At 72.0% G+C, this 24,581-nt stretch carries 25 protein-coding genes and 2 tRNA genes; 7 read left to right on the top strand and 20 right to left on the bottom strand.

Features of this window, described 5'->3' with window-relative positions:
* Position 1: 1 nt before the first annotated feature.
* The 5 genes from FIV43_RS02605 to FIV43_RS02585 form a co-directional block, all read right to left on the bottom strand.
* Entirely contained in the window at positions 2–604 is a 603-nt protein-coding gene (locus tag FIV43_RS02605; RefSeq protein WP_231123642.1) for a YceD family protein, read from the bottom strand.
* A gap of 94 nt (positions 605–698) precedes the next feature.
* Positions 699–1,193, bottom strand: a complete 495-nt coding sequence (gene coaD / locus FIV43_RS02600) for a pantetheine-phosphate adenylyltransferase (protein WP_141012866.1) — start codon at positions 1,191–1,193, stop codon at positions 699–701.
* Positions 1,194–1,203: 10 nt separating this feature from the next.
* On the bottom strand, positions 1,204–1,818 hold the full coding sequence (rsmD, locus tag FIV43_RS02595) for a 16S rRNA (guanine(966)-N(2))-methyltransferase RsmD (RefSeq protein ID WP_141012865.1): 615 nt from the start codon (positions 1,816–1,818) through the stop codon (positions 1,204–1,206).
* Positions 1,815–4,031, bottom strand: coding sequence for an ATP-dependent DNA helicase RecG (locus FIV43_RS02590; RefSeq protein WP_141012864.1), 2,217 nt, complete (start codon positions 4,029–4,031; stop codon positions 1,815–1,817). Before FIV43_RS02590 ends, rsmD begins: the two co-directional genes overlap by 4 nt.
* A gap of 29 nt (positions 4,032–4,060) precedes the next feature.
* Positions 4,061–5,809 (bottom strand): DAK2 domain-containing protein, encoded by a 1,749-nt coding sequence (locus FIV43_RS02585; RefSeq protein ID WP_141012863.1) that lies wholly within the window; start codon positions 5,807–5,809, stop codon positions 4,061–4,063.
* 220 nt (positions 5,810–6,029) lie between these two features.
* On the opposite strand from FIV43_RS02585, the gene rpmB reads away from it, so the two are divergent.
* Entirely contained in the window at positions 6,030–6,215 is a 186-nt protein-coding gene (gene rpmB / locus FIV43_RS02580; protein WP_141012862.1) for a 50S ribosomal protein L28, read from the top strand.
* A gap of 72 nt (positions 6,216–6,287) precedes the next feature.
* Here rpmB and FIV43_RS02575 read toward each other — a convergent pair whose 3' ends face one another.
* Positions 6,288–7,283 carry a thiamine-phosphate kinase gene (locus tag FIV43_RS02575; RefSeq protein WP_141012861.1) on the bottom strand — a complete coding sequence of 332 codons (996 nt, stop codon included), beginning with the start codon at positions 7,281–7,283 and terminating at the stop codon, positions 6,288–6,290.
* A gap of 179 nt (positions 7,284–7,462) precedes the next feature.
* Between FIV43_RS02575 and FIV43_RS02570 the strand changes: the two genes are divergently transcribed.
* Both FIV43_RS02570 and FIV43_RS02565 read left to right on the top strand, forming a co-directional pair.
* The gene (locus FIV43_RS02570) at positions 7,463–7,699 is read left to right on the top strand and encodes an Lrp/AsnC family transcriptional regulator (RefSeq protein ID WP_141012860.1); all 237 of its coding nucleotides are present in this window, start codon (positions 7,463–7,465) and stop codon (positions 7,697–7,699) included.
* The gene (locus FIV43_RS02565) at positions 7,683–8,207 is read left to right on the top strand and encodes a DUF3515 family protein (RefSeq protein ID WP_269204078.1); all 525 of its coding nucleotides are present in this window, start codon (positions 7,683–7,685) and stop codon (positions 8,205–8,207) included. Before FIV43_RS02570 ends, FIV43_RS02565 begins: the two co-directional genes overlap by 17 nt.
* Before the next feature lie 136 nt (positions 8,208–8,343).
* Here the strand turns inward: FIV43_RS02565 and FIV43_RS02560 are convergent, their stop codons facing one another.
* The gene (locus FIV43_RS02560; RefSeq protein WP_141012858.1) at positions 8,344–9,480 is read right to left on the bottom strand and encodes a D-alanine--D-alanine ligase family protein; all 1,137 of its coding nucleotides are present in this window, start codon (positions 9,478–9,480) and stop codon (positions 8,344–8,346) included.
* 24 nt (positions 9,481–9,504) lie between these two features.
* Between FIV43_RS02560 and FIV43_RS02555 the strand changes: the two genes are divergently transcribed.
* The gene (locus FIV43_RS02555; protein ID WP_141012857.1) at positions 9,505–10,629 is read left to right on the top strand and encodes a trans-sulfuration enzyme family protein; all 1,125 of its coding nucleotides are present in this window, start codon (positions 9,505–9,507) and stop codon (positions 10,627–10,629) included.
* 29 nt (positions 10,630–10,658) lie between these two features.
* On the opposite strand, the gene FIV43_RS02550 is transcribed toward FIV43_RS02555, so the two are convergent.
* Complete coding sequence (locus tag FIV43_RS02550; protein WP_141012856.1) at positions 10,659–11,663, bottom strand: NAD(P)H-dependent glycerol-3-phosphate dehydrogenase; 1,005 nt, start codon at positions 11,661–11,663, stop codon at positions 10,659–10,661.
* A complete protein-coding gene (locus tag FIV43_RS02545; RefSeq protein WP_141012855.1) occupies positions 11,660–12,409 on the bottom strand; it encodes a lysophospholipid acyltransferase family protein in 750 nt (249 codons plus the stop codon). The genes FIV43_RS02550 and FIV43_RS02545 overlap by 4 nt, the downstream gene beginning before the upstream one ends.
* A 93-nt stretch (positions 12,410–12,502) precedes the next feature.
* On the opposite strand from FIV43_RS02545, the gene cofC reads away from it, so the two are divergent.
* The gene (gene cofC, locus FIV43_RS02540; protein WP_407938864.1) at positions 12,503–13,117 is read left to right on the top strand and encodes a 2-phospho-L-lactate guanylyltransferase; all 615 of its coding nucleotides are present in this window, start codon (positions 12,503–12,505) and stop codon (positions 13,115–13,117) included.
* A 95-nt stretch (positions 13,118–13,212) separates the two neighbouring features.
* On the opposite strand, the gene FIV43_RS02535 is transcribed toward cofC, so the two are convergent.
* From FIV43_RS02535 to leuC, 3 genes are all read right to left on the bottom strand, one after another.
* Positions 13,213–13,857, bottom strand: a complete 645-nt coding sequence (locus FIV43_RS02535) for an HU family DNA-binding protein (protein ID WP_141012853.1) — start codon at positions 13,855–13,857, stop codon at positions 13,213–13,215.
* 246 nt (positions 13,858–14,103) lie between these two features.
* Complete coding sequence (gene leuD / locus FIV43_RS02530) at positions 14,104–14,703, bottom strand: 3-isopropylmalate dehydratase small subunit (RefSeq protein WP_141012852.1); 600 nt, start codon at positions 14,701–14,703, stop codon at positions 14,104–14,106.
* 2 nt (positions 14,704–14,705) lie between these two features.
* On the bottom strand, positions 14,706–16,118 hold the full coding sequence (leuC, locus tag FIV43_RS02525; protein ID WP_141012851.1) for a 3-isopropylmalate dehydratase large subunit: 1,413 nt from the start codon (positions 16,116–16,118) through the stop codon (positions 14,706–14,708).
* 87 nt (positions 16,119–16,205) lie between these two features.
* On the opposite strand from leuC, the gene FIV43_RS02520 reads away from it, so the two are divergent.
* Positions 16,206–16,928: an IclR family transcriptional regulator gene (locus FIV43_RS02520; protein WP_141012850.1), complete on the top strand. Its 723-nt coding sequence runs from the start codon at positions 16,206–16,208 to the stop codon at positions 16,926–16,928.
* 22 nt (positions 16,929–16,950) lie between these two features.
* Here FIV43_RS02520 and FIV43_RS02515 read toward each other — a convergent pair whose 3' ends face one another.
* The 7 genes from FIV43_RS02515 to FIV43_RS02485 form a co-directional block, all read right to left on the bottom strand.
* Positions 16,951–17,430: a methylated-DNA--[protein]-cysteine S-methyltransferase gene (locus tag FIV43_RS02515; protein WP_141012849.1), complete on the bottom strand. Its 480-nt coding sequence runs from the start codon at positions 17,428–17,430 to the stop codon at positions 16,951–16,953.
* Entirely contained in the window at positions 17,418–18,944 is a 1,527-nt protein-coding gene (locus FIV43_RS02510) for an AlkA N-terminal domain-containing protein (protein ID WP_141012848.1), read from the bottom strand. The genes FIV43_RS02515 and FIV43_RS02510 overlap by 13 nt, the downstream gene beginning before the upstream one ends.
* A gap of 360 nt (positions 18,945–19,304) precedes the next feature.
* Positions 19,305–20,252: a DUF1214 domain-containing protein gene (locus FIV43_RS02505; RefSeq protein WP_141012847.1), complete on the bottom strand. Its 948-nt coding sequence runs from the start codon at positions 20,250–20,252 to the stop codon at positions 19,305–19,307.
* 18 nt (positions 20,253–20,270) lie between these two features.
* Positions 20,271–21,557, bottom strand: a complete 1,287-nt coding sequence (locus tag FIV43_RS02500; protein WP_231123641.1) for an MFS transporter — start codon at positions 21,555–21,557, stop codon at positions 20,271–20,273.
* Positions 21,554–22,906, bottom strand: a complete 1,353-nt coding sequence (locus tag FIV43_RS02495) for a flavin monoamine oxidase family protein (protein WP_141012846.1) — start codon at positions 22,904–22,906, stop codon at positions 21,554–21,556. The genes FIV43_RS02500 and FIV43_RS02495 overlap by 4 nt, the downstream gene beginning before the upstream one ends.
* Before the next feature lie 144 nt (positions 22,907–23,050).
* Positions 23,051–23,671, bottom strand: coding sequence for a TetR/AcrR family transcriptional regulator (locus FIV43_RS02490; protein ID WP_181407654.1), 621 nt, complete (start codon positions 23,669–23,671; stop codon positions 23,051–23,053).
* Positions 23,672–23,812: 141 nt separating this feature from the next.
* A tRNA-Glu gene (locus FIV43_RS02485) sits at positions 23,813–23,885 on the bottom strand.
* Positions 23,886–24,006: 121 nt separating this feature from the next.
* Between FIV43_RS02485 and FIV43_RS02480 the strand changes: the two genes are divergently transcribed.
* A complete protein-coding gene (locus FIV43_RS02480) occupies positions 24,007–24,378 on the top strand; it encodes a DoxX family protein (RefSeq protein WP_141012845.1) in 372 nt (123 codons plus the stop codon).
* 107 nt (positions 24,379–24,485) lie between these two features.
* Here the strand turns inward: FIV43_RS02480 and FIV43_RS02475 are convergent.
* Positions 24,486–24,560: transfer RNA gene (locus FIV43_RS02475), tRNA-Gln, on the bottom strand.
* Positions 24,561–24,581: the final 21 nt, after the last annotated feature.

Raw genomic sequence — 24,581 nt, 5'->3', positions numbered from 1 at the left:
GTCAGTCTTCCTCGCCGCCGGGGCCGGCGGAGGGGTCTTCGTTCAGCTGGGCGAGTGCCGCCCACCGCGGGTCCACTGCCGCATCGTGTGCATGGTCCGGATCGTCGGCCAGGCGCGCCCCGCACTCGGTGCACAACCCGGGACAGTCCTCCCGGCACAGCGGCTGGAACGGAAGTGCCAGCACCACCGCATCCCGCAGCACGCGTTCGAGGTCGAGCAGGTCGTCCTCGAGCACGCTGGTGTCATCGTCCTCTTCCTCCCCGCGGCGGAGGTCACGGGAGTCGTCGTAGACGAACAGTTCCTGGAAGTCGACCGTGATCTGGTCACGGATCTCGTCCAGGCACCGCACGCACTCCCCGACCAGCTCGGCCGAGGCCTCACCGGTGACGAGCACGCCCTCCATGACCGCCTCGAGACGCAGGTCGAGCTCGACCGGCGCTCCCTCGGGAACGGCAAGGACTTCGATACCGAGATCTGCCGGGGCCGGAACCGTCCGTGACACCTGAGTCTGGGACCCCGGGCGGCGTCCGAGCTCGCGAGTATCGAGCACGAGCGGCGCTCTCGGGTCCAGGTTGCTCACGATCACTTCCAGGTCCGGGCACAACAGATCGGATCAATCGTAGTGGTGGCCCTGACCAGCAGCAAAACGAGGTGGGCCGCCCGCACGGACCGCGGCCGGCGCAGCGCTTCCGGCACCCTCACCCCTCGGCCGCGGAGCGCTCCGCGATCCGCCGGGTGAGGCGCTCGTGCACCGTCGCCGGCACCAGCCCGGAGACGTCACCGCCGAGGGTGGCGACCTCCTTGACCAGGCTCGAGGAGACGTAGCCGAGGGAGGCCGTGGTCGGCACGAAGACCGTCTCCACCCCGGTGAGATGGGCGTTCATCTGGGCCATCGGCAGCTCGTACTCGTAGTCGGTGCCGCCGCGCAGACCCTTCACGATCGCCTGGGCGTCGATCTCGCGACAGAAGTCGACGATCAGGCCGGTGAAGCCCATCACGGTCACGTTCGGCAGGTCGGCGCAGGCCTCCCGGAGCATCGCCAGCCGCTCGTCCGGGTCGAACATCCGTGACTTGGACGGGTTGGTACCCGTCGCGACGACCAGCTCGTCGAAGAGCACCGAGGTGCGGCGGAAGATGTCGAGGTGGCCGTTGGTCACCGGGTCGAAGGAACCGGGGCAGACCGCGCGCGTCATGGCGCGCAGGTTAGCGTGCCGCGTCCTGCGCCTCCCGGTCCGGCTCGGCGAACCACAGCACGGTCTCCCCGTAGGTCCGGCGCCCGTGGCGTCCCGGCAGCGGCCCCAGACCCGCCGGCCAGGACGGCTCGGGGCTGCGCGCGGAGCGCTCCAGCACGACCAGCGCATCGGCGGCAAGCCAACCGCGCCCGACCAGCAGGGCCAGGTCGCGGGCGACCCGCTCCTCAGTCAGTGGGTACGGCGGATCACTGACCACCACGTCGTACGACGCCGGGCCGGTCGGCCCGGCGGGCAGCTGCTCGGCGTCGAGGAAGGTCGGCACCGACCGCGTCACCACGGCCACCGCGGCGCCCAGGTCGCGGGCGTTGGCCCGGACCAGGTCGGCGGTGCGGCGGTCCTGCTCGACCAGCGTCACCGTGGCGGCCCCGCGCGACCACGCCTCGAGCCCGAGCGCGCCGGAGCCGGCATACAGGTCGAGCACGCGCAGCCCCTGCAGCGAGCCGTAGAGCGACTCGACCGCGGAGAAGAGCGCCTCCCGGACCCGGTCGCTGGTGGGTCGGGTCAGGTCGCCCTTCGGGGTGCGCAGGCCGCGGCCGCGGGCGGTGCCCGCGATGATCCGGGTCACGACTTCTCCACGAAGCCGGCCTGCTGGGAGGCCTCGAGGTCGGCGACGGCGCGGGCCAGGCCCGGCGCGGCGGCGAGAGCGGGGTCGCCGTCGAGCAGGTCCTCGGCCGCGCGTCGTGCGGCGACGATCGTGTCCTCGTCGCGCAGCACCCGCAGACGCTCCAGGCTGGAGCGTCTGCCGGCCTGGGAGGCGCCGAGCACGTCGCCCTCCCGCCGCTGCTCGAGGTCGACCCTGCTGAGCAGGAACCCGTCGGTGGTCGAGGCGACCGCGTCGAGCCTCTCCCGGGCCGGGGTGTAGGGCTCCGCGGCACTCACCAGGAGGCACAGCCCCGGCAGTCCGCCACGGCCGACCCGGCCGCGGAGCTGGTGCAGCTGGGAGACCCCGAAGCGGTCGGCGTCCATGATCACCATCGCCGTCGCGTTGGCGACGTCGACGCCCACCTCGATCACGGTGGTGGAGACGAGCACGTCGATGGTGCCGGCCGCGAACGCACGCATGGTGGCGTCCTTCTCCTCGGCCGGCATCCGGCCGTGCAGGGCGGCCAGCCGCAGGCCCGACAGCGGGCCGTCGCCGAGGTCGCGGACCAGGTCCTGGACCGCCGTCGCCGGCGCGGCGGCCGGGATCTCCTGACCGTCCTCGTCGAGGTCGACGCTCTCCACCTGCTCGGCCTCGGCCACGTCCCCGCTGATCCGCGGACAGACCACGTAGGCCTGGTGGCCCTTCTCGACCTCCTCGCGCAGCCGGGCCCAGACCCGGTCCACCCAGGTCGGGTGGTCGGCGGTGGGGACCAGGTTGGTCTGGATCGGGGCGCGGCCGGCCGGCAGCTCGGAGAGGGTGGAGGTCTCCAGGTCGCCGAAGACGGTCATCGCCACCGTGCGCGGGATCGGGGTCGCGGTCATCACCAGCAGGTGCGGCGGCGTCTGCCCCTTCGCGGTGAGCGCTGCGCGCTGCTCGACGCCGAACCGGTGCTGCTCGTCGACCACGACGAGACCAAGGTCGGCGAAGATGACCTTGTCCTCGAGCAGCGCGTGCGTGCCGATCACGATGCCCGACTCACCGCTGGCGAGTCGGGAGAGCGGCTCGGTGCGCTGGGACTTCGTCATCGACCCGGTGAGCAGCTCCACGCAGGTGCCGTCACCGAGGAGGCCGCCGACCGCGAGCTCACCGAGCATCGCGACGATCGAGCGGTGGTGCTGTTGAGCCAGGACCTCGGTCGGCGCCAGCAGCGCGGTCTGGCCGCCGGAGTCGACCACCCGGAGCATCGCCCGCAGCGCCACCAGCGTCTTGCCGGACCCGACCTCGCCCTGCAGCAGCCGGTTCATCGGGTGCGCGGCGGCCAGGTCCGCATCGATCTGCTCCCCCACCGACCGCTGACCGTCGGTCAGGGTGAACGGGAGCCGTTCGTCGAAGGCGCGCAGCAGCGAACCGTCGCCCCCGTCGCGGGCGGTCGCGCCGAGCGCGCGAGCGGCCCGCCGGCGCCGGCCCAGCACCAGCTGGGTCACCAGCGCCTCCTCGAACCGGAACCGGTGCAGCGCGCGTCCCACCTGGTCCCGATCGTCCGGGCGGTGCACCCAGCGGTAGGCCTGTCCGATGTCGAGCACGTGGTAGCCGTCCCGCAGCTCGTCGGGAAGGATCTCCCCGATGTCGTCGACGACGTCCAGGGCGAACCGGACCGCCCGGGCCACGTCCCAGGAGAGCACGCCCTTCGTCAGCGGGTAGATCGGATAGAGCCCGCCGATGTCCGGTGCCTCGGCGTCCTCCTCGTCGGCGACCCCGAAGACCGTCATCTGGGGGTTCACCAGCTGCCAGCGGTCCCGGAAGCGGTCGGCCTTGCCGATGAAGACGCCGCGGTTGCCGACGGCGACCCGACCCGCATGCCACTGCGCGGTGCCGGCGTTCTTGGCGAAGAAGGTCATCCCGAGCCGGGGTCCGTCCGTGGCGAGCACCGCTTCGACCCGGAACGCCGGACGGCCGCTGCGCCGGTCGGTGTACTGCTTGGTCTCGCAGGTGACGACCTCCCCGACCACGCAGAGCATCTGGCCGACCTGCAGGTCCTCGACCTTCGTCAGCGACCCGGTCTCCAGGTAGCGACGGGGGAAGTGGTGGATCAGGTCACCGACCGTGCGCAGGCCGAGGCCGGTCTCGAACTTCTTCCGCTTCGCCGGCGCCGCGCCACCGAGCACGGTGGTCAGCGGCGAGTCCAGGGTGATCAACCTCGGGGCTCCGTCCTCACTCGACGTCCTCACTCGACCGACAGCAGCAGCGGGTAGCGGTCCTGCCCGCCGTCGTACGACATCACGTCCACGTGGGGGTGGTGCTCCTCCACCCAGGCGGCCACCTGCGCGACGAGGGCGTCGCCGCCATCCTCGCCACCGACCAGGGTGACCAGCTCGCCACCGGCGGCCAGCAACCGGCGCAGCACCTCCACGGCGACCTCGCCCTGGTCGTCGCCGACCACCGCGAAGTCGCCCGCGATCACCCCGAGCACGTCCCCGGGCACGCAGGGTCCGGCCATCGTCATCGCCTCCCGCGCGGCGACCGTGACGGCGCCGTGGCGCACGTGCCGGGCCGTGGCGGTCATCTCGGTGACGTCGTGCTCGAAGCTGCTGTCCAGATCGTGTACGGCGAGTGCGGCCAGCCCCTCGACCTGGGCGTGGGTGGGGATGACTGCGACCCGGATCCCGGACGGCCCCTGGTCATCGGTCTCGGCCGTGGTCGCCGCCGCCTGCGCCGCACGGATCGTGTTGTCGTCGTTGGGCAGCACCACGACCTCCCGCGCCCCCGAGGCGGCGATCGCGGTCAGCAGCTCGCCGGTGGAGGGACGGCGGGTCGGGGTCGCGGGCACCACGACTGCGCCCGCGCTCTCGAACAGGCGGGCCAGTCCCGGACCGGCCGCGACCGCCACCACGGCCCGCGGCAGGCTCTCGGTCGGACGTTCGTGCGGCGGCCCGGCCACCTGCTCGGCGAAGTGGGTGACCCGGATCCGGCTGGGCCGCCCGATGTCCAGGGCCGCCTCGATCGCCGCACCCACGTCGTCGGTGTGCACGTGGACGTTCCAGAGCCCCTCCCTGCCGACCACGACCACCGAGTCACCGATCCGGCCCAGCTCGGTCCGCAACTGCGCCACCCGGTCGTCGTCCGTCTCCAGCAGGTACATCACCTCGTAGGCGGGCCCGTCGGCGCACAGGTCGCCCTCGGCCGGCCCGGAGCTGTCCGGCGCCGGGGTCGGCACCGGGACCGGGACCGGCGCCGTCGCTCGGCGACCGATCGACGGGGGCACACTGATCACCCGGCGGCCGGTGAAGACCCGCTCCGCGGCATCGAGGAGCACGCAGAGCCCACGGCCACCGGCGTCCACGACGCCGGCGCGGGCGAGCACCTCGAGCTGATCGGGGGTGCGCGCGAGCGCCTCACGTGCCGCGGCGGCAGCCGCGATGAAGACGTCCCGGGTGTGGCTCGACGACCGCGCACCGGCCTCCATCGCTGCGTCCGCGGCCACCCGCAGCACCGTGAGCATCGTCCCCTCGACCGGCTCGCCGACGGCGGCGTAGCACGCGGTCGTGGCCTCGGCCAGACCCTCCGCGACCACCATCGCGAACCGGTCCTCGGCGCCGGCCCGCGCGAGGCGCCGGGCCAGCGCGCCGAGCATCTCGCTGAGGATCACGCCCGAGTTGCCCCGGGCGCCGAGCAGCGCGCCCCGGGCGAACGTGGCCAGCGCCTCGTCGGCGGGCCGGTCCGCCGCGTCGCGGATCGCGTCGCGGGCGGCGGCGATCGTCAGGTACATGTTCGTGCCCGTGTCCCCGTCGGGCACCGGGTAGACGTTGAGGGCGTCGATCTCCTCGCGAGCCACGGCGAGCGCGTCCACCGCGATGTCGACGAAGCGCAGCACACTGGCCACGGCCAACCGGCCCGGCTCGGTGGCGACCCCCTGCCCCGGCGTGGACCCGGCGACGTGGTGGGCGTCCGCGCCCTCGCCCTTCGGTGCTTCCATCGGGTCAACCCTAGCCTCGTTCCGCCGGTCGGCGACGCAGCGCGGCAGCACGCGAGGTCCGCGATTTCGGCGAAGGTCACCCGGTCGGATATTCTGTTCCGGTTGTCCGGAGCAGGTTGGGTGCGCACACGTTTCGCGTCGCCCTCCCGCTCACCCGAGCACCCGCTCGGTGGGTCCCGGACGTCCGACTTGATTCAACCGTCATCCGCTAGGAGTCACCGTGGCCGCCGTGTGCGACATCTGCGACAAGAAGCCGGCGTTCGGTAACAACCGGCCGTGGTCGCGCAAGATCACGAAGCGTCGCTTCAACCCGAACATCCAGCGCGTCCGTGCCGTCGTCAACGGCACCCCCAAGCGCCTCAACGTCTGCACCGGCTGCCTCAAGGCCGGCAAGGTCAGCCGCTGAGCCGACCCCGCTGACGCCGAGTCGGCAGAGGCTCGCACGCTCGCGTGCGGGCTTCTGCCGACTCTTTTTTGCTCAGAAGTGCGTCCAGCCCGCGGGACCGTCGTAGGGGGCACCGTCCACGGTGACCACCGCACCGTCGAGCCCGGCCTCCACCACGCTGCCCACCTCCCGCCAGCCCTCGGGCAGGTCCACGGAGCTCGGGAACGTGGCCACCAGGCAGTGGTCGTCGCCGCCGCCGAGCACGAACTGGATCGGGTCCGCACCGATCGCGGCGCCGACCGCGACCAACGGCTCCGGTACGTCGAACGCCGCGGAGCGGAGGTCCAGCGCCACCCCGGACGCCTCGGCCAGGTGGGTGGCGTCGGCGACCAGCCCGTCGGAGATGTCGATCATCGCGCTCGCACCGAGCTCGGCGGCCGCCTGGCCCGCGTCGTAGGGCGGCTCGGGGCGTCGGTAGGCCTCGACCAGGACCCGCGGCGAGCGGAAGCCGCGACCGAGCACCGTGAGCCCTCCGGCCGCCCAGCCCTGACGGCCGCAGAGCGCCACGCGGTCACCGGGTTGTGCGCCGGTGCGCAACACCGGGGAGATCGTGCAGGCGCCGATCACGGTCACCGCGACCACGATCCTGTCCGACGAGGTGATGTCGCCGCCGACCACCCCCGCGCCGACGAGTGCCGCCTCCTCGGCGAACCCGCGGGTGAAGTCGAGGGCCCAGCTGGCCGGCAGGTCGGCGGGCGCCGCCAGTCCGACCGTGAGCCACTGCGCGCGGCCCCCCATGGCGTTGATGTCGGAGAGGTTCTGCGCGGCGGCGCGGCGGCCGACGTCGTACGCGTCGACCCACTCGCTGCGGAAGTGCCGCCCTTCGACGACCATGTCGGTGGAGACGACCACGTGCCCCTTGCGCACCCTCAGCACCGCGGCGTCGTCGCCGGGTCCGACCAGCACGTCCTCCCCCGGCGCGAGACGGGCGACGAGCTCGCTGATCCGCCCGATCAGGCCGAACTCGCCGAGGTCGGCCAGGGTCGCGTTCGTCGGATCGGTCGGCTCGGTCGGCACGGCGTCGTTCATGCCCCCATCCCACCAGAGCGGGCCAGCCGGGAGGCAAAACGCTGCACCCGTCCAGGGTGTCGGGCCCGGGTGGGATGCGCCACGGTCGTCGCGGCCGCCGCCGACGTGCGCGGGTTGTGCACGCCCGGACGCGCGGGGGTAGGTTGCGAGGACCGAACCATCCACGTGAGGAGCGCGCCATGGTCGTGCAGGCCTACATCCTGATCCAGACCGATGTCGGCAAGGCTGCCGAGGTCGCCCGTGAGGTCGGCCAGATCCCCGGCGTCGCTCTCGCCGAGGACGTCACCGGTCCCTACGACGTCATCGTCCGCGCGGAGGCGCGCAACGTCGACGAGCTGGGCCAGCTGGTGGTCTCGAAGGTGCAGAACCTCGAGGGCATCACCCGGACCCTCACCTGCCCTGTCGTCCACATCTGAGGCCGGCAGCGGTCGCCGGCGCTTCGCCGTCGGCCTCGGTGCCGTCGCGCTGGCCCTGACTGTCACCGGCTGCGGCGGCCCGGTCGAGATCGACGTACCCGAGATGGACGAGGCGGACGCCGCCGCCTGCGCGGCCTTCACCGACGACCTGCCCGAGACCCTCGCCGAGCAGGCGCGGGTGGAGAGCGAACCCACCGATGCGCCCGGCGCCGCCTACGGCGACCCGGCCATCGTGGTCACCTGCGGTGTCGCCGCCCCGGACGGCTTCAGCAAGGCCTCGGCCTGCGAGCTCGTCAACGACGTCGGGTGGTACATCCCCGACGAGCAGTACGGCGACGACGAGCTGGACCTCACCATCACCGCCGCCGGCTACCGGCCCCGCGTGGAGATCCAGGTCCCCGCCGAGCTGCGGCCCAACGCCGGTGCGGCCGCGATGGCGAAGCTGGCACCGCTGGTGGCCGAGCACGCCGAGCTCGTGGAGCCGTGCGGCGACGGCCTCGGCGCCTGATCCATCGCCGAGGCGTCAGTCAGGACCGTTCGAGTGGTCATCTCGTGACGCACGCCGGCCACTCGGCGATCCCCGGGTGACCTCTCGGCAGTCCCCCACCGACCTCTCGGCGGGTGGCGGGTGACCTCTCGACGAGTCAGCGCAGGCCGGTGCCGCGCTGGAGTGCCAGCTGGAGCAGGCGGTCGACGAGGGCGCCGTACTCGAGTCCGGAGGCGGCCCACATCCGCGGGAACATCGACAGCGGCGTGAAGCCGGGCATCGTGTTGAGCTCGTTGACCACCAGGCGGCCATCGGGGAGCAGGAAGAAGTCGACCCGGGCCAGACCCTCGCAGCCCACCGCGCGGAACGCCTCGGCGGCCAGCTCCCGCATCCGGGTCGCGACGTCGTCGGGCAACCTGGCCGGTACGTCGAGCTCGGTGTGCTCCTCGGGCAGGTACTTGGCCTCGAAGTCGTAGAACTCGTGGTCCCCGGAGATCCGGATCTCGGCCGGGACACTGGTCTCCACGCCACCGTCCAGCGACTCCAGCACCCCGCACTCGATCTCGCGGGCGCCCTCCGCGCTGACCTCGACCAGCACCTTCGGGTCGTGCCGCAGCGCCTCCTCGATCGCGACGGTCAGCCCGTCGCGGTCGTGGGCCTTGCCGATCCCGATGCTGGAGCCACCGCGGGCGGGCTTGACGAAGAGCGGGTAGCCGAGCGGCTCGACCCGGGTCAACGCCGCGTCGCGGTCGGTCGCCCACTCCCGTGCCGTCACGATGAAGGACGGCATCACCGGCAGGCCGGCGTCCGCGAGCACCACCTTCATGTAGGCCTTGTCCATACTCACCGCCGAGGCCAGCACGCCGGCGCCGACGTAGCGGACGCCGGCCATCTCGAGCATGCCCTGGAGGGTGCCGTCCTCGCCCCACGGCCCGTGCAGCAGCGGCAGCACCACGTCGACGTCCCCGAGCTCGCGGGGTGGCGACGACGGCTCGCTCACCACCAGCCCGGCACCGGTCTCGGTCCGGGCCAGGGTCACTCCGGCGCGACCGGCGTCGACCGCCGGCAGCTCCTGGGGGCTGCTGATCCGCAGCCGCTCCGGGTCGTCGGCCTCCAGCACCCAACGGCCGTCGGCGGCGATGCCGATCGGGATCACGTCGTACTTGTCGCGATCGAGCGCGGTCAGCACGCTCCCGGCGGTGACGCAGGAGATCGCGTGCTCGGTGGAGCGGCCGCCGAACACCACCGCCACCCGGGTGCGCTGGTCCGGTGTCGGTCCGGTGGTCTCGTTCATCGCGGTAGACCCTACCGTTGTGCCATGACCGATCCGACGCCCCACACCGCCCGGTCCGTCTCCCCCGCGACCGAGCGCGATCACGGCCTGCGGCCCAACACCGTCGCGGTCACCGCCGGCCGTCCGCGCCACGTCCCGGACCAGCCGCTGAACACCCCGATCACGATGGCGTCGACGTACGTGGCCGCCGGAGACCTGGAGTACGGGCGCTACGGCAACCCGACCTGGGACGCCTTCGAGGAGGCGCTGGGCGCGCTCGAGGGTGGCCGGGCGCTGACCTTCGGCTCGGGCATGGCGGCCGCCAGCCTGCTGCTCGACCTGGTCGGCGACGGCGGCACCGTGATCGCGCCGCGCCACGCCTACCAGGGCTCCCTGGTGGCGCTCGGGGACGCCGAGATGCGCGGCCGGCTCCGTTCGACGCTGGTCGACATCTCCGACACCGACGCGGTGATCGCCGCGATGACCGAGGACGAGGACACCGCGTTGCTGTGGATCGAGTCCCCCACCAACCCCGCGCTCGAGGTCGCCGACATCCCCCGCCTCGCCGCGGCGGCCCGTGAGCTCGGCGTACGGGTGGTCGTGGACAACACCTTCGCGACACCGCTGCTCCAGAAGCCGCTCGAGCTCGGCGCGGACATCGTGCTGCACTCGGCGACGAAGTACATCGCCGGGCACAGCGACGTCCTGCTCGGCGCGCTGGTCACCGACGACGATGAGATCTACGGCGCTCTCAAGGCACGTCGGGACATGGTCGGCAACTCGGCCGGCCCGTTCGAGGTGTGGCTCGCGCTGCGCGGGCTGCGCACGCTGCCGGTGCGACTGGAGCGTGCTCAGCAGAACGCGCAGGAGCTCGCCCGCCGGCTCGCCGATCACCCGGCGATCGAGGAGGTCCGCTACCCCGGGATGGGGGCGATCCTGGCCCCGGTGCTGGCCTCCGCCGACCATGCCGACCTGCTGGTGCGCAGCACGGCGCTGTGGGTCCACGCCACCTCACTCGGTGGCGTCGAGTCGACCTTCGAGCGCAGGCGGCGGTGGAAGACCGAGGCCTCGACCATCCCCGAGGGCCTGGTGCGGATGTCGGTCGGGATCGAGGACGTCGAGGACCTCTGGGCGGACCTGGCGCAGGCGCTGGACCAGCTGCCGCGCTGAGCGCCGACGCGGTCAGCCCAGGACCAGGATCAGCCCAGCTCGGCCTTGGTGTCGCGCGCGATGAACCGCTCCATCATCTCGCCGGTGCTCAGGCGTCCTGCGACGACGTCGTCGACGTGCTGCGCGATCGGCGCGTCGATCCCCGCCTGCTCGGCGACCGCCCGGATCGACGAGCACGACTTCGCCCCCTCGGCCACCTGGCGGGTCGAGGCGTAGATCTCCTCGACCGTCTCGCCCTTGCCCAACCGTTCGCCGAAGGTCCGGTTGCGCGACAGCGGCGAGGAGCAGGTCGCGACCAGGTCGCCGAGGCCGGCGAGTCCCATCAGGGTGAGCGGGTTGGCGCCCATCCGCATGGCCAGGCGCGCGGTCTCGGCCAGGCCCCGGGTGATCAGAGAGGCCGTGGTGTTGTCTCCGAACCCGAGTCCGACGGCCATCCCGACGCAGAGCGCCACCACGTTCTTGTAGGCGCCGCCGAGCTCGCAGCCGAGCACGTCGACGCTGGAGTAGGGACGGAAGGCCGGGGAGTGGCAGCGCCGCTGCAGCCGGACCGCGACGTCCTCGTCGGCACAGGCCACCACCGATGCGGCGGGCTCCCGGCGGGCGATCTCGCGAGCCAGGTTGGGACCGCTGACGACGGCGACGCGCTCGGGCCCGATGCCACCGACCTCCGCGATCACCTCCGACATCCGCTTGCCGGTGCCGAGCTCGATGCCCTTCATCAGTGAGACCAGCACCGCGTCGGGCTCCAGGTAGGGCACGAAGTCGGGCAGGTTGTCCCGCAGCGACTGGGAGGGGACGGCGAGGACCACCATGTCGGCCCCCTCCATCGCCCGTTGCGGGTCGTGGGTGGCGCTGATCGTGCGGGGCAGCTCGATTCCGGAGAGGTAGTCGGCGTTCTCGTGGGTGTCGTTGATCCCGGTCGCGACCTCCTCGCGACGGGCCCAGATCGTCACGTCGTTGCCCGCGTCGGCGAGCACGATCGAGAACGCGGTCCCCCAGGAGCCCGCGCCGAGCACCGCGACCTTTCCGCTCACTTTCCACCGTCCTTCTTCTTGAAGCGATCACCGTGCAGACGCATGTCGTAGCGCTCGACCGGGGCCGACTCACCCCGGATGAGCTCGAGCTGGTGGGTGATCGCGGCGAGGATCCGGTCGGTCGCCTCGTTGACGACCTCGGGGGTCCGCTCGCGCGCGGCCAGGTCCTCGAGCTGCACCGGCTCCCCCACCCGCATCCGGATGGTGTGCCGCGGCGCCACGTGCGGCCGCGTCGTGTACGGCGGCAGCACCTCGTGCGCGCCCCACTGCCCCACCGGGATCACCGGGCACCCGGTCTCCAGCGCGATTCGCGCCGCGCCGGACTTCCCGCGCATCGGCCACATGTCGGGGTCCCGGGTGATCGTGGCCTCGGGGTAGATCACCACGCACTTGCCGTCGCGGATGGCCTGCACCGCGGCCGAGTACGCCCCCACCGCGCCACGGGAGTCCCGCTCGACCGGGATCTGGCCGGCCGCGCGCAGGAAGTGCCCCAGCGCCTTGTTCTTGAACAGGCCCGACTTCGCGAGGTAGCGCGGCAGCCGTCCGTGGTCATAGACCAGGTGTGCCGCGGTCAACGGGTCCAGGTGCGAGATGTGGTTGAGGGCGAGGATGAAGCCGCCCGTCGCGGGGATCCCCTCCCCGTTGACCCACTCCCGACGGGTGGTAGCGAGCAGCACCGGCTTCACGATCGGCACGGCGACGTTGAACGTCCAGCCTCGCTTCTCCGTCAGGTCTCGTACCGTCACGAGGATGCAGGCTACCGCCCGGTGACCGACGCCACGGTGCGGCCACGCGGACTGGTCGGACAGCCGGTCCGGGAGCCTGGGAGGATGCCGGACGTGTCGCAGCGGTTCGTGGTCCTGGTCCCGGTGAAGTCCCCGGGCACCGGCAAGTCTCGCCTGGTCGGTGTGCCCGACCGCGCGGCGCTGGCGGCCGCCTTCGCCACCGACCTGGTGCGCGCCTGCCTGGTCACCGATCGGGTCGACCGGGTCCTGGTGACCACCGACGATCCGGCCTTCGCGGAGTCCCTGGCAGCGCTGGGCGCCGACACCACCGAGGATCCGGGGGCCGGGCTCAACGCCGCATTGCGCGCGGCCGCCGCCGATGCCCGCACCCGGTGGCCGATGCTCCACCCGGTGGCCGTCCTGGCCGACATCCCGTCACTGCGCCCGACCGATCTCGCCGTGGCGCTGACCGCGGTCGACGAACACCACGGGACCGCCTGCTTCCTCGCCGACGCCGACGGCACCGGCACGGTCCTGTACGCCGCACCCGCTGCCTCGTTCGCGCCCCGCTTCGGCCCCGGCTCGGCGCAGGCCCACCGGGCCGACGGATGCGAGGAGATCACGGGTGCGCTGCCCTCGTTGCGCCGCGACGTCGACGACCCCGCCTCGCTGGCCGCGGCACTCGACCTGGGAGTGGGTCCGGCGACGCGGGCGGCGCTGGCGCGCTGACGTCGTACCTGGGCGGTCGGTCCCGCCGAGACTGATCGCCCCCTGACGACAGCGAACGGGCCACCCCGTGGGGCGGCCCGTTCGTGCTGGCTGGGTCAGGACTTCTTCGCGGTCGACTTCTTGGCGGTCGACTTCTTGGCCGGTGCCTTCTTGGCTGCGGTCTTGGCGGGGGCCTTCTTCGCTGCGGTCTTGGCCGGTGCCTTCTTGGCCGGCGCCTTCTTCGCCGCGGTCTTGGCCGGCGCCTTCTTGGCGGGCGCCTTCTTCGCCGCGGTCTTGGCCGGCGCCTTCTTCGCGGGCGCCTTCTTCGCCGCGGTCTTCGCGGGCGCCTTCTTGGCCGCGGGCTTCGTCGCCGACTTGGTCGCCTTCTTCGCCGGCGCCGTGACCTTCTTGGCGGCGGCCTTGGCCGGAGCGGTCGCCGCGCTGGCGGCCTTCTTCGCGGCCTTCGGCACCGGCGGGAGCTTCTTGGCCCCGGAGATGACGTTCTTCAGATCGGCTCCGGCGGTGAACTTCGGAACGGACTTCTTCTTGGTCTTGATCCGCTCGCCGGTCTGCGGGTTGCGGACGTAGCGCGCGTTGCGGACCGCCTTCTCGAACGATCCGAACCCGGTGATCGCGACCTTCTCGCCCTTCGCGACCTGGCGGGTGATGGTGTCGAGAACAGCGTCGAGCGCATTGGCCGCGGCCTTGCGGTTCCCGTCGAAACGCTCGGCGAGCGCGTCGACCAACTGTGTCTTGTTCACTGGTTGTCCTTCCGCCGGAGCAGCGGCGCCGCCGCTCTGAGCTGTTGGCGACCGAGGCAGGAAAGCCCGTGGTCTTTCCGTGGCACGCTAGGCAGGAATGACGGTGGTCACAATCACCACGCCGCGATCCGCCCGTTTTTTCGCGGGTTTCGGGCCTTTCTGCGCATCATCCGCCCCACAGATGCACAGCGGGCCGTCCTCCGCGTGATGCGGAGAACGGCCCGTGGTAGCGGGATCCGTGGACGATCAGGCGTGCTGCGTCACCGGCTTCCAGTTCGGTCGTGTGCTCTCGTACGACGCGATGTCGGCGTCGTGCCCGAGGGTGATCCCGATGTCGTCCAGGCCCTCCAGCAGCCGCCAGCGCGTGTAGTCGTCGATGTCGAAGCTGTCCTCGACCGAGCCGTCGGCGGTGCGGACCGTCTTGGCGTCCAGGTCGACGGTGATCTCGCCGCCGGGGTTGTCCTCCAGGTAGGTCCACAGCCGCTGGACGACCTTCTCGTCGACCTGCGCCGCGACCAGACCGGCCTTGCCGGAGTTGCCCCGGAAGATGTCGGCGAACCGTGCCGAGATGACGACCTTGAAGCCGTAGTTCTGCAGCGCCCAGACCGCGTGCTCGCGCGAAGACCCGGTGCCGAAGTCCGGTCCTGCGACGAGCACGGAGCCCTGCGCATAGGTGGGGTCGTTGAGCACGAAGCCCGGGTCGTTGCGCCAGGCCGCGAAGAGTCCGTCCTCGAACCCCGTGCGGGTGACCCGCTTGAGGTAGACCGCCGGGATGATCTGGTCGGTGTCGACGTTGCTGCGCCGCAGCGGGACTCCGACGCCGGTGTGGGTGGTGAACTTGTCCATGGTCAGACTCCTGCGGGCACGAGGTCGGCGGGCGAGGACAGCGTGCCGCGGACCGCGGTCGCCGCGGCGACCGGGATCGAGACCAGGTGGGTGCGCCCACCCTTGCCCTGCCGTCCTTCGAAGTTGCGGTTGGAGGTGGAGGCGCTGCGCTCGCCGGGGGTGAGCTGGTCGGGGTTCATGCCGAGGCACATCGAGCACCCGGCTCCCCGCCACTCCGCGCCGGCGGCGAGGAAGATCTTGTCCAGACCTTCGGCCTCTGCCTGCATCCGCACCCGGACCGACCCGGGGACGACCAGCAGGCGGGTGCCCTCGGCGACCCGGTGGCCCTCGATCACCTCGGCGGCGAGCCGCAGGTCCTCGATCCGGCCGTTGGTGCACGAGCCGACGAAGACCGTGTCGACCTGGATCTCGCGCATCGGGGTGCCGGCGGTCAGACCCATGTACTCCAGGGCCTTCTCGGTGGCGAGCTGGTCGGTGGCGTCCTCGAAGTCGGCCGGGTCCGGCACGTTCGCGCCGAGCGGGACTCCCTGGCCGGGGTTGGTGCCCCAGGTGACGAAGGGGGTCATCTCGCCCGCGTCGAGCACGATCTCCTTGTCGAAGACGGCGTCGTCGTCGGTGCGCAGGCTGCGCCAGTGCTCGACGGCAGCGTCCCAGTCGGCGCCCTTCGGCGCCTCGGGCTTGCCCTCGATGTAGTCGAAGGTGGTGTCGTCGGGCGCGATCATGCCGGCCTTCGCACCCCACTCGATGGACATGTTGCACACCGTCATCCGGCCCTCCATCGAGAGCTCCTCGATGGCCTGGCCACGGTATTCGACGATGTATCCCTGCCCACCACCGGTGCCGGTGTGGGCGATCAGGGTGAGCACCAGGTCCTTCGCGGTGACGCCCTCGGGGAGGCTGCCGTTGACGGTCACGGCCATGGTCCTGGGCTTGGCCTGGGGCAGGGTCTGGGTGGCCAGCACGTGCTCCACCTCGGAGGTGCCGATGCCGAAGGCGATCGCCCCGAAGGCGCCGTGGGTGGAGGTGTGCGAGTCGCCGCACACGATCGTCATCCCGGGCTGGGTCAGGCCCAGCTGCGGGCCGACCACGTGCACGATGCCCTGCTCGACGTCGCCGAGCGGGTGCAGCCGGACGCCGAACTCCTCGGCGTTGCGCCGCAGGGTGTCGACCTGCGTCTTGCTGACCGGGTCGGCGATCGGCTTGTCCCAGTCGAGGGTCGGCACGTTGTGGTCCTCGGTGGCCAGGGTGAGGTCGGGCCGACGGACCTTGCGACCGGCCAGGCGGAGGCCGTCGAAGGCCTGCGGACTGGTCACCTCGTGGATGAGGTGGAGGTCGATGTAGAGGAGGTCCGGCTCTCCGGGGGTCGACCGGACGACGTGCTCGTCCCACACCTTCTCCGCCAGGGTCTTGCCCATGACTCGCTCCTCGTTTCGTACGTCGTTGAACCTGCGGGTTCCACTCTACCCCTTGCATCCCATGATCTGAGACGGCAGTATTGCCATATGGACAACTCGAGCGGAGTCGGAGTTCTCGACAAGGCGGCGCTGGTTCTCACCGCCCTGGAGTCGGGGCCCGCGACCCTGGCCGGCCTGGTGGCCGGCACCGGCCTGGCACGCCCGACCGCGCACCGCCTGGCGGTCGCCCTGGAGCACCACCGACTGGTCGCCCGGGACATGCAGGGACGGTTCGTCCTCGGTCCGCGACTGGCCGAGCTGTCCGCCGCCGCCGGCGAGGACCGCCTGCTGGCCACCGCCGGCCCCGTCCTGGCCCGCCTCCGCGACATCACCGGCGAGTCCGCCCAGCTGTGGCGACGCCAGGGTGACCACCGTGTCTGCGTCGCCGCCGCGGAGCGCCCGTCGGGCCTGCGCGACACCATTCCGGTCGGCTCACAGCTGACGATGCGGGCGGGCTCGGCCGCGCAGGTCCTGCTCGCCTGGGACGACCCCGAGCGGATCCACCGGGGCCTGCAGAACGCAGCGTTCTCCGCCGCCGAGCTCTCCGCGATCCGTCGCCGCGGCTGGTCGCAGTCGATCGGCGAGCGGGAGCAGGGCGTCGCGTCGGTCTCCGCCCCGGTCCGGTCGCCAGGCGGCAAGGTGATCGCCGCGGTCTCGGTCTCCGGTCCGCTGGAGCGCCTGACGCGCCAGCCCGGCCGGATGCACGCACCCGCCGTGCTGGCCGCCGCCGAGCGCCTCTCCGAGTCGCTGCGCCGCGCCGCCGCGGAGTGAGCGCCGGGTCGCCGGAGACCCCCTAGAACAGGGCGTCCTGCTCGAGCTCGAGCAGCAGCTGCTTGCGGTCGAGACCACCGGCGTAACCGGTGAGCGTGCCGTTCGCGCCGATCACCCGGTGGCACGGCACGACGATCGGGATCGGGTTCGCACCGTTGGCCAGTCCGACGGCGCGGGACGCGGCGTTCGACCGCCCCAGCCGGGCGGCGATCTGCCCGTAGGAAGCGGTCTCGCCGTATCCGATCGCACGGAGCTGGTCCCACACCGCGCGCTGCCAGTCGGTGCCGTCCGGAGCCAGCGGGAGGTCGAAGGTGGTCCGTCGGCCGGCGAAGTAGTCCGCCAGCTGCCGGACCGCCTCGACCAGCACGGCGGCCCCGTCATCACGGTCGCCGCGAGGTCGGCCGTCCCCGTCGCGGAACGGGGTGAACTCGATCGCGGTGACGGCGCCGTCGCGCGCCACGATCCGCAGGGGCCCGACCGGGCTCTCGGTCACTGTCCACATGTCGTGTTCGCCCTCTCCGTCTGGGCTCGACCCGGGTCGGGCTCGAGCGAGGTCCACAGGTGCAGCAGCGCGTAGGAGCGCCAGGGCGCCCACCGCGCGGTGTCCGACGCGCCCCCCAGCGCGGCGAGTGCGTGGCGCACGCCGACGTCGGTGGGCAGGAAGACGTCGGGGTGGCCCAGCGCGCGCAGTGCGATGTAGTCCGAGGTCCACGGCCCGATGCCGGGGAGCGCGAGCAGCGCGCGTCGTACCTCATCGCGGTCCGGGCCGCGGTCGAGCACCACGCGCCCGTCTGCCAGCGCCCCCGCCAGTCCGGTCAGTGCCCGGCCGCGCGCCCGCGGCATCGGGAGCGACGCGGGGTCCAGGTCCGCGATCGCGGCGGCATCGGGGAAGAGGTGGGTGAGCCCTTCGACCCCGCTGTCGTACGGCGTGCCCGTCTCCGCGACCAACCGACCGGCCACCGTGCGGGCGCCGGCGACGCTGACCTGTTGGCCGAGAACCGCCCGGACGGCGAGCTCGTCGCCGTCCACGTGGCCCGGCACCCGCAGTCCGGGGTGGCGAGCCAGCAGCGGCGCGAGCGCCGGGTCGCGAGCGAGGTGCTCGGCGACCGCGAGCGGGTCCGCGTCGGCGTCGACCAGACGCCGGGCACGGGAGAGCGCGGTCGCGGTGTCCCGGAGGTCGGTCAGGGTGAGCCGTACGTCGAGCTGCGCGGGCTCCCCCGCCGCCACGTCGACCAGGTCGACGCGGAGCGCGCCGGGAGCGTGCGGCAGACGCAGGGTGCGGCGGTAGACGACACGGTCCGCCGCCACCTCGACCTGCTCGACGCCGGTGACCGCCCGCACCGCCAGGAACCGACCCAGGGCGACACCGGCGAAGGGCGCGCGAACGGCCAGACGCAGCGCGATCGAACCGCTCTCGCGGCGTCTCGCTGCGCCGCGGCGGCCCCGCAGCCCGCTGGGCGTGGTCGCGTAGATCTCGCGCAGCGTGTCGTTGAACTGCCGCACGCTCCTGAAACCGCTGGCGAACGCGATGTCGGCGAACGGGAGCTCGGTCGTCTCCACCAGCACGCGGGCGGTCTGGGCGCGCTGCGTCCGGGCGAGTGCCAACGGGCCGGCGCCCAGCTCGGCGCGCAGCAGCCGCCCGAGGTGGCGGTTGCTGTAGCCCAGCCGGCCGGCGAGGCCGTCCACGCCCTCCCGGTCGACGACCCCGTCGGAGATCAGCCGCATCGCACGACCGGCGACCGTCGCCGTCACGTCCCAGTCCGGAGACCCCGGGACCGCGTCGGGCAGGCAACGCTTGCACGCGCGGTAGCCCGCCTCCTGGGCGGCCGCCGCGCTGCGATGGAAGGTCACGTTCGCCGCAGCCGGCGTGCGGGCCGGGCAGGAGGGACGGCAGTAGATCCCCGTGGTGCTGACCGCGATGTAGAAGACGCCGTCGAAGCGGCGATCCCGAGAACGCACCGCGGCGTAGCAGGCCTCGGGGTCGAGGGCCGCCGCGGTGGTCGCGAGTGAGGTCATGTCCTCCATCCTGCCGCGTCCGAGCGCGGGATTCTCGCGGGAATCGGACACGGCCCTGAGAGCACGGTCGACGACGGTGAGACACAGATCACGCGCACTCCCCTGGCAATCCACGACAATGTAGGTGAGGCTTGCCTTACCGCCGCGCGGGAGCGCAGACCCGCAGCGGCCGGCCGGTCGGGTGAGCCGCGATGCCACAGCCGCTCCCCGACCGGCCGTCTCTCGGACCGACGGCCGGGCGGCCCACCTCGCGGCAAGCCCGGCCTACGGGTAGGCGTTGCGACGCCCACCCGACATGACAGACGGTCCCCCGCGTCGGGAGGACCGCCTGTCGGTTCGGCGGCGGACTGCCGCCGGAGGTCACCCGCGGTACTCGGCGACCTCCGGGAGCACGTACTTGCGAGCGAGTACGTCGTCACCGGGCTCGTACGCACGCATCAGGAAGTTCCAGCCCTCGGAGATGTCGAGGCGGTTCGGCTTGTCCCCGACGAGCTCCTCGGAGCCGAAGTAGACGGTGAAGGTGCCGTCGTCGTTGAACGTCGTCGTCTCCGGGGACAACGTGGCGTTCATGGAGTGGAAGAACGCGTCCTCGCCGTAGACCGCGATCGACCAGAAGGCGTCGCACGGCGGGGGCGTGTACGTCCCGACGTAGGCCTTCGACGCATCCTGAGGACCCGTGTAGTTGATGTAGACGGCTTCGTCCTCGGGGAAGAGACCCCAAGCCCCGGCTGCAGCCAGGTGCCGGGTGGCGTCGTTCGCGGCGCCCCGCTTGTCCATCCAGTCGGCCGGGTACTGGGCGAAGGTCCGGAACTCCTGCTCGTACTGCGCCCGCAACGCGAACATCGAGTCCCAGTCCCAGTCCGGCGCCTCGAAGGTCTCGGCGCTGCCCGCCTCGATCTTGTACTGCTCCAGGATCCCCCTGACGTGGGCGATCTCGTCCTCGTCGCGCATGTCCTTGAGCTCGACGCGCGGCACCGCGCAGCAGTAGCGGGTCTCGGAGGTGATCTCGTGCCAGCCCGGCTCGCGGATGACGTCGAGCACGTAGTGGTCGTTGTCGATCACGAACAGCGAGGCGTAACGGTCGTCCGGGACCTCGGGCATGAAGACCCGGGCTCCGGCGGAGGTGTCGATCACGCTGCCGCCGTAGAGGGTGTCCCGGTTCATCCGGACCACCGGCTGCTCGTCGACAGGCACCGGACGCGGGATGAGGTAGAACGCGTTCACTCCCCCTGCCCGCTGCTGGAAGAGCCGGAACCGACCATCGACCTCGGCACGCACATAGGTCTCGGGCGTCACGGTCTGCGACATGGAATTTCCTTTCCTGGCCTAAACGGATGCTCGGCCATTCTCGGGGTCCTGGGTTGCCGCTGTCACCGCTGGCGCAGCACTTTCGGACGCGGCGCGCTGCGCCCGTGCGGCGACCGGCCCTCGGATCCGGGCGAGCAGTGGGAGGCCGACCAGGGTGACGCCTGCGAGCAGCACGAACGACAGCCCAGGACTGCCGAGGGTGAACCCGATCAGCCCGGTGACCACGAGCCCGCCGAGGTTCCCCATCGTCCACACCAGGCCGGAGGCGACACCTTCGGCCTCCCCGCCGTGACGTTCGATCATCTCCAGGACGATGGCGAGCATCGGCAGCAGCATCAGGCCGGCGATGCCGAGCACGACGAGACCGGTGCCGAAGCCGGGGGCGAGGGCGAGGACCAGCAGCGCAACCGCGGCCACCAGGCTGCCGGCCATCCCGACCGCGACCTCACGACGGTGCCGCGCGGCCCACACCGGGATGGTCGCGGTGCCGACGACGCCCGCTGCGACGCAGAGGGTCAGGATGACGCCGACCTCGTCGACGGAGACGCCCGCGTCGTCCAAGAGACTCTGGGTCCAGGTGGTGAGGGCGATGAAGCTGCCGAACGGGACGAACGCGAACAGGCAGAGCCTGCGGACCAGCGAGTCGCCCCAGACGGCCTTCACGCTCGCCCAGCTCTCGGCCGCGCTGGCGGCCGCGACACGATGTGCGAACGGCGGCGCCGAACGCAGCGCGAGGATCAGCAGGATCGCAGCGACCACGGCGAAGCCGGCGTGGAACCGCAGCAGCGCCGGAAGGTCGTCCGCACCGGAGAAGGCAGCGCCGACCAGGAACGCGCCGACGAAACCGACCCACACGCTGGCCGTGGCGACGGCGATGCCGACGGCGCGGTCCTTGGGCCGCAGGTAGTTCCGGCACAGTCCGGCGATGCCGGTCAGCACCAGCGGCTGCCCCAAGGAGGCGATCGTGCTGCCGAGCAGCATCCACGCGTAGGTGTCTCCGCCCAGCCTGAGGCAGGCGCCGAGGGCGGTGATGAGCGCCCCGACGATCAGCGTGCCGCGCAGGTAGCGGTCCAGCAGCATCCCGGCCGGGATCGCCAGCGGGACGAAGGTCAGCGCGAACACGTTGGCCAGCCAGCCGATCGCGGTCTCGGAGACGCCGTACCGGTCGGCGGCCACCGTGGTCACCGGCGCGAAGGTGAGCCAGGCCATCTGGGTCGCCGCCCCTGCCAGGCAGAAGGCGACGACCGCCGACCATCGTCCGCTGCGCTCGGCCGCGACGCCCGCGGCCGGACCTTCGGTGCTCACGAATCGCCCTTGACGATCTCCTGGGCAGCACGCCGACCGGACCGGATGGCGCCGTCCATGAAGTTGTTCCACTCCTCGGCCACCTCGCCGCCCGCCCAGTGCAGCCGGCCCACGGGCTCGGCGAGGGCGCGTCCGTACTGGGTCCAGACACCGGCACCGAGGCGGCCTCCGTAGCAGCCGCGGGTGAACTCCTCCTCGGCCCAGTCCGCCTCCAGGTAGTCGATCGGCTCGGCCGCCTTCTCCCCGAAGTACTTCACCAGGGTGCGGGTGACCAGGTCTCGTCGCTCCTGCGGGCTGAGGCGGTTCGCGCGGCGTGCCGCGGCGCCCTCGAAGAAGCCGACGAGGACTCCCGACGCGGCGTCGGCGGGCGAGTTGTCCATCACCACGGCGAGGTCGTCCTCGAGGCTGGTGGTGAATCCGCTGAGGCCCTCCTCGCGCCAGAACGGGGTCGGGTACTGGACCTGGACCTTGATCACCCATCCGGCCGGGATCTGCTGGGTCAGCTGGTCGCGCGACGCCGGCAGCTGGGGCTGGTAGCGGAGCCGCCCTGCCAGGGTCGGCGGAAGCGTGATGATCGCGTGCTGGGCCGAGACCGAGCCGTGGTCGTGCTCCACCCGCACCCCGTCCTGGTCGTGGTGGACGGTGTGCACCACCCGGCCGAGCTCCACGACATCGCCGAGGCCCTCCGCGAGCCGCTCGGCGATCTGGTGGCTGCCACCCTGGATCCGGGACTCCTGCGCTCCTCCGGTCGTCGCGACGATGCGGAAGAGCGATCCGCCACCCTTGACGTGGCGCAGGAAGTGCAGGAGCGACATCTCGTTGGCCTCGGCGGAGTAGAGCGCCGGGATCAGCAGCCGGAAGAACTTCAGGGCCAGCTCGTCCTGGGCGTGGCGCTCCAGCCAGGCGTCCAGGGTGACGCGGTCCAGCTCCTCGGCGTCCGGGGTCTCCCACGGCGCGTCGAGGCGCACCGTGGCCGCCGCCTGGTCCACCAGGTCCCAGAGTCGGCCGAGCTCGACAGCGCTCTCCTCGGGCAGACCGAAGGTGTCATCGGCGTAGCGGACCGCGGCGCCGTCGAAGTAGCTGATCGCCTCGCCCTCGTCGTAGCTGGGGAAGATCGTCAGGCCGAGCTCCTCGCACAGGGCGACGACGACGTCCTGGCCCGGCCCGACCCACTGGCCACCCATCTCGATCGGGGTCCCGTCTGCGAAGACTCCACCGCGGGTGCGACCACCGACGCGCTCACGGGCCTCCAGGACCCGGACCGACCGCCCCTCGTCGATGAGCTGCCGAGCAGCTGCGAGGCCCGCGAGCCCGGCTCCGACGATCACGACGTCCACATCTGTTGCCACTGCTACTCCCAAAGTTGTTCGGTTGACCGACTTATTCGGGACCGTAGCCGCGATGTGGGCCGCAACACAATGGAAAAGCAGAAAAAGTCGGCCGAGCGACCGACTTTTCTTGGCCCGCGCGCTCCGCCAGCGCCGGGCGGGCCGTCAGGCCGACTGCGCGACGGCCGTTGACGGCTGCGCGAGCCCGACCAGCATGTCCACGACGACGGCGAGGTCGCGCTCGGCGCGCTCCGGGTCCGGGTCACCGACGTACTGCAGGATCACCCCGTCCACGGCGGCGACGACCATCCGCGCCAGCACCTCGAACGGCACCGCACAGGTCTCGTCGGCCTGCTGCGCCGCCTCCTGGCACCACGCGGCGACGATCCGGCAGTAGCGCTCGAACTGCCAACGCGCGGACTGTTCCCGTCCTGGGGTTCGCAGCGCCCAGATGACGAGCTCGTACTGCATGATCTGCAGGCGCACGTCCTGCGCGACGAGTCGCTGCCAGAAGGTCGTCAGTCCCTCACGGATCGCGTGCTCGAGGCCGCGATCGGTCTCCGCGGCGGCGTGCAGCACGTCGGCGATCTCGGTCGCGACGTCCTCGATCACCGCGTGCAGCAGCTCTTCCTTGCTGGGGAAGACGTAGTGCAGCGTGCCCTGGGGGATGCCCGCCTCCCGGGCGACCAACCGCAGGGTGGTGCCGTTGACCCCCTCGCGCATCAGCACCTGCCGTGCCGCCTCGACGATCTGCCGGGACCGGTCCGCCGCCTTCACGTACGCCATCGCTGGACCACTCACTTTCTCGGTCGGTTGCCCGAATCTTCGCACACTCACGTGCGCCGAGACCGGCGAGCGCTGCGCCGGGGAAACGAAGAAGCGGTCCCGGCCGGCGTCTCCGCCGATCAGGACCGCTTCTCTGATCTGTACCCCCGACCGGATTCGAACCGGCGCTACCGCCTTGAGAGGGCGGCGTGCTAGGCCGCTACACAACGGGGGCGCTGCGATCTGCGGGTGTTTCTCCCGCCGACAGCACGTGAACTCTATGGGATCGGACCGTTCGCACCAAATCGGGCAGGCACTCGGGGTGGTGTTCGCTGGGTCACGCCTACGATGCCGGCATGACAGCTCCCCTCACCCGCACTGCGAAGCTGGTCGCCGGCGCCTTCACGGTCAGCGGGATCGTGCACCTCGTCCGTCCTCAGGTCTTCGAGCCGACGATGCCGGCCTGGGTGCCGGCGCACCGTGACGTCATCGTCTACAGCGGCGTCGCCGAACTGCTCTGTGCCGCCGGGTTGGCGTGGCCGCGCACGCGCCGCGCGGCGGGGCTGGCCAGCGCTGCGCTGCTGGTCGGCGTCTTCCCCGCCAACGCGCAGATGGCCTCCGACGCGCTGCGGACGGACAACACCGCGTTGAAGGTGGCGACGCTGGCCCGGCTGCCGCTCCAGGTCCCGATGATCAGGGCCGCGCTCGGAGCGGCACGCGGCGCCTGACCCGGCCGCGGCATCCTGACCCCGACCGGACCCGAGCGGCCGGGGCCCGGACCACCCGGAGGACCGGCGAAATGCACGAGAGCCGGGCATCTGCCCGGCTCTCCGTGTGGCTGGTCTACTAGGACTCGAACCTAGACTAACTGGACCAGAACCAGTCGTGCTGCCAATTACACCATAGACCAATGGAGGGGCCCGCAGACCTC

The organism is Nocardioides sambongensis (genome assembly GCF_006494815.1).
In the GTDB taxonomy this organism is placed as follows: Bacteria; Actinomycetota; Actinomycetes; order Propionibacteriales; family Nocardioidaceae; genus Nocardioides; species Nocardioides sambongensis.
This window is presented reverse-complemented; position numbering and strand designations above follow the sequence as displayed.

What these genes read in the sequence shown, in the direction of transcription:
- coaD (WP_141012866.1), bottom strand. Translation starts at nt 1,193, where the DNA reads ATGACGCGCGCGGTCTGCCCCGGTTCCTTCGACCCGGTGACCAACGGC.
- FIV43_RS02585 (WP_141012863.1), bottom strand. Translation starts at nt 5,809, where the DNA reads ATGGAAGCACCGAAGGGCGAGGGCGCGGACGCCCACCACGTCGCCGGG.
- FIV43_RS02575 (WP_141012861.1), bottom strand. Translation starts at nt 7,283, where the DNA reads ATGAACGACGCCGTGCCGACCGAGCCGACCGATCCGACGAACGCGACC.
- FIV43_RS02570 (WP_141012860.1), top strand. Translation starts at nt 7,463, where the DNA reads ATGGTCGTGCAGGCCTACATCCTGATCCAGACCGATGTCGGCAAGGCT.
- FIV43_RS02560 (WP_141012858.1), bottom strand. Translation starts at nt 9,480, where the DNA reads ATGAACGAGACCACCGGACCGACACCGGACCAGCGCACCCGGGTGGCG.
- FIV43_RS02555 (WP_141012857.1), top strand. Translation starts at nt 9,505, where the DNA reads ATGACCGATCCGACGCCCCACACCGCCCGGTCCGTCTCCCCCGCGACC.
- leuD (WP_141012852.1), bottom strand. Translation starts at nt 14,703, where the DNA reads ATGGACAAGTTCACCACCCACACCGGCGTCGGAGTCCCGCTGCGGCGC.
- leuC (WP_141012851.1), bottom strand. Translation starts at nt 16,118, where the DNA reads ATGGGCAAGACCCTGGCGGAGAAGGTGTGGGACGAGCACGTCGTCCGG.
- FIV43_RS02520 (WP_141012850.1), top strand. Translation starts at nt 16,206, where the DNA reads ATGGACAACTCGAGCGGAGTCGGAGTTCTCGACAAGGCGGCGCTGGTT.
- FIV43_RS02515 (WP_141012849.1), bottom strand. Translation starts at nt 17,430, where the DNA reads ATGTGGACAGTGACCGAGAGCCCGGTCGGGCCCCTGCGGATCGTGGCG.
- FIV43_RS02510 (WP_141012848.1), bottom strand. Translation starts at nt 18,944, where the DNA reads ATGACCTCACTCGCGACCACCGCGGCGGCCCTCGACCCCGAGGCCTGC.
- FIV43_RS02505 (WP_141012847.1), bottom strand. Translation starts at nt 20,252, where the DNA reads ATGTCGCAGACCGTGACGCCCGAGACCTATGTGCGTGCCGAGGTCGAT.
- FIV43_RS02490 (WP_181407654.1), bottom strand. Translation starts at nt 23,671, where the DNA reads ATGGCGTACGTGAAGGCGGCGGACCGGTCCCGGCAGATCGTCGAGGCG.
- FIV43_RS02480 (WP_141012845.1), top strand. Translation starts at nt 24,007, where the DNA reads ATGACAGCTCCCCTCACCCGCACTGCGAAGCTGGTCGCCGGCGCCTTC.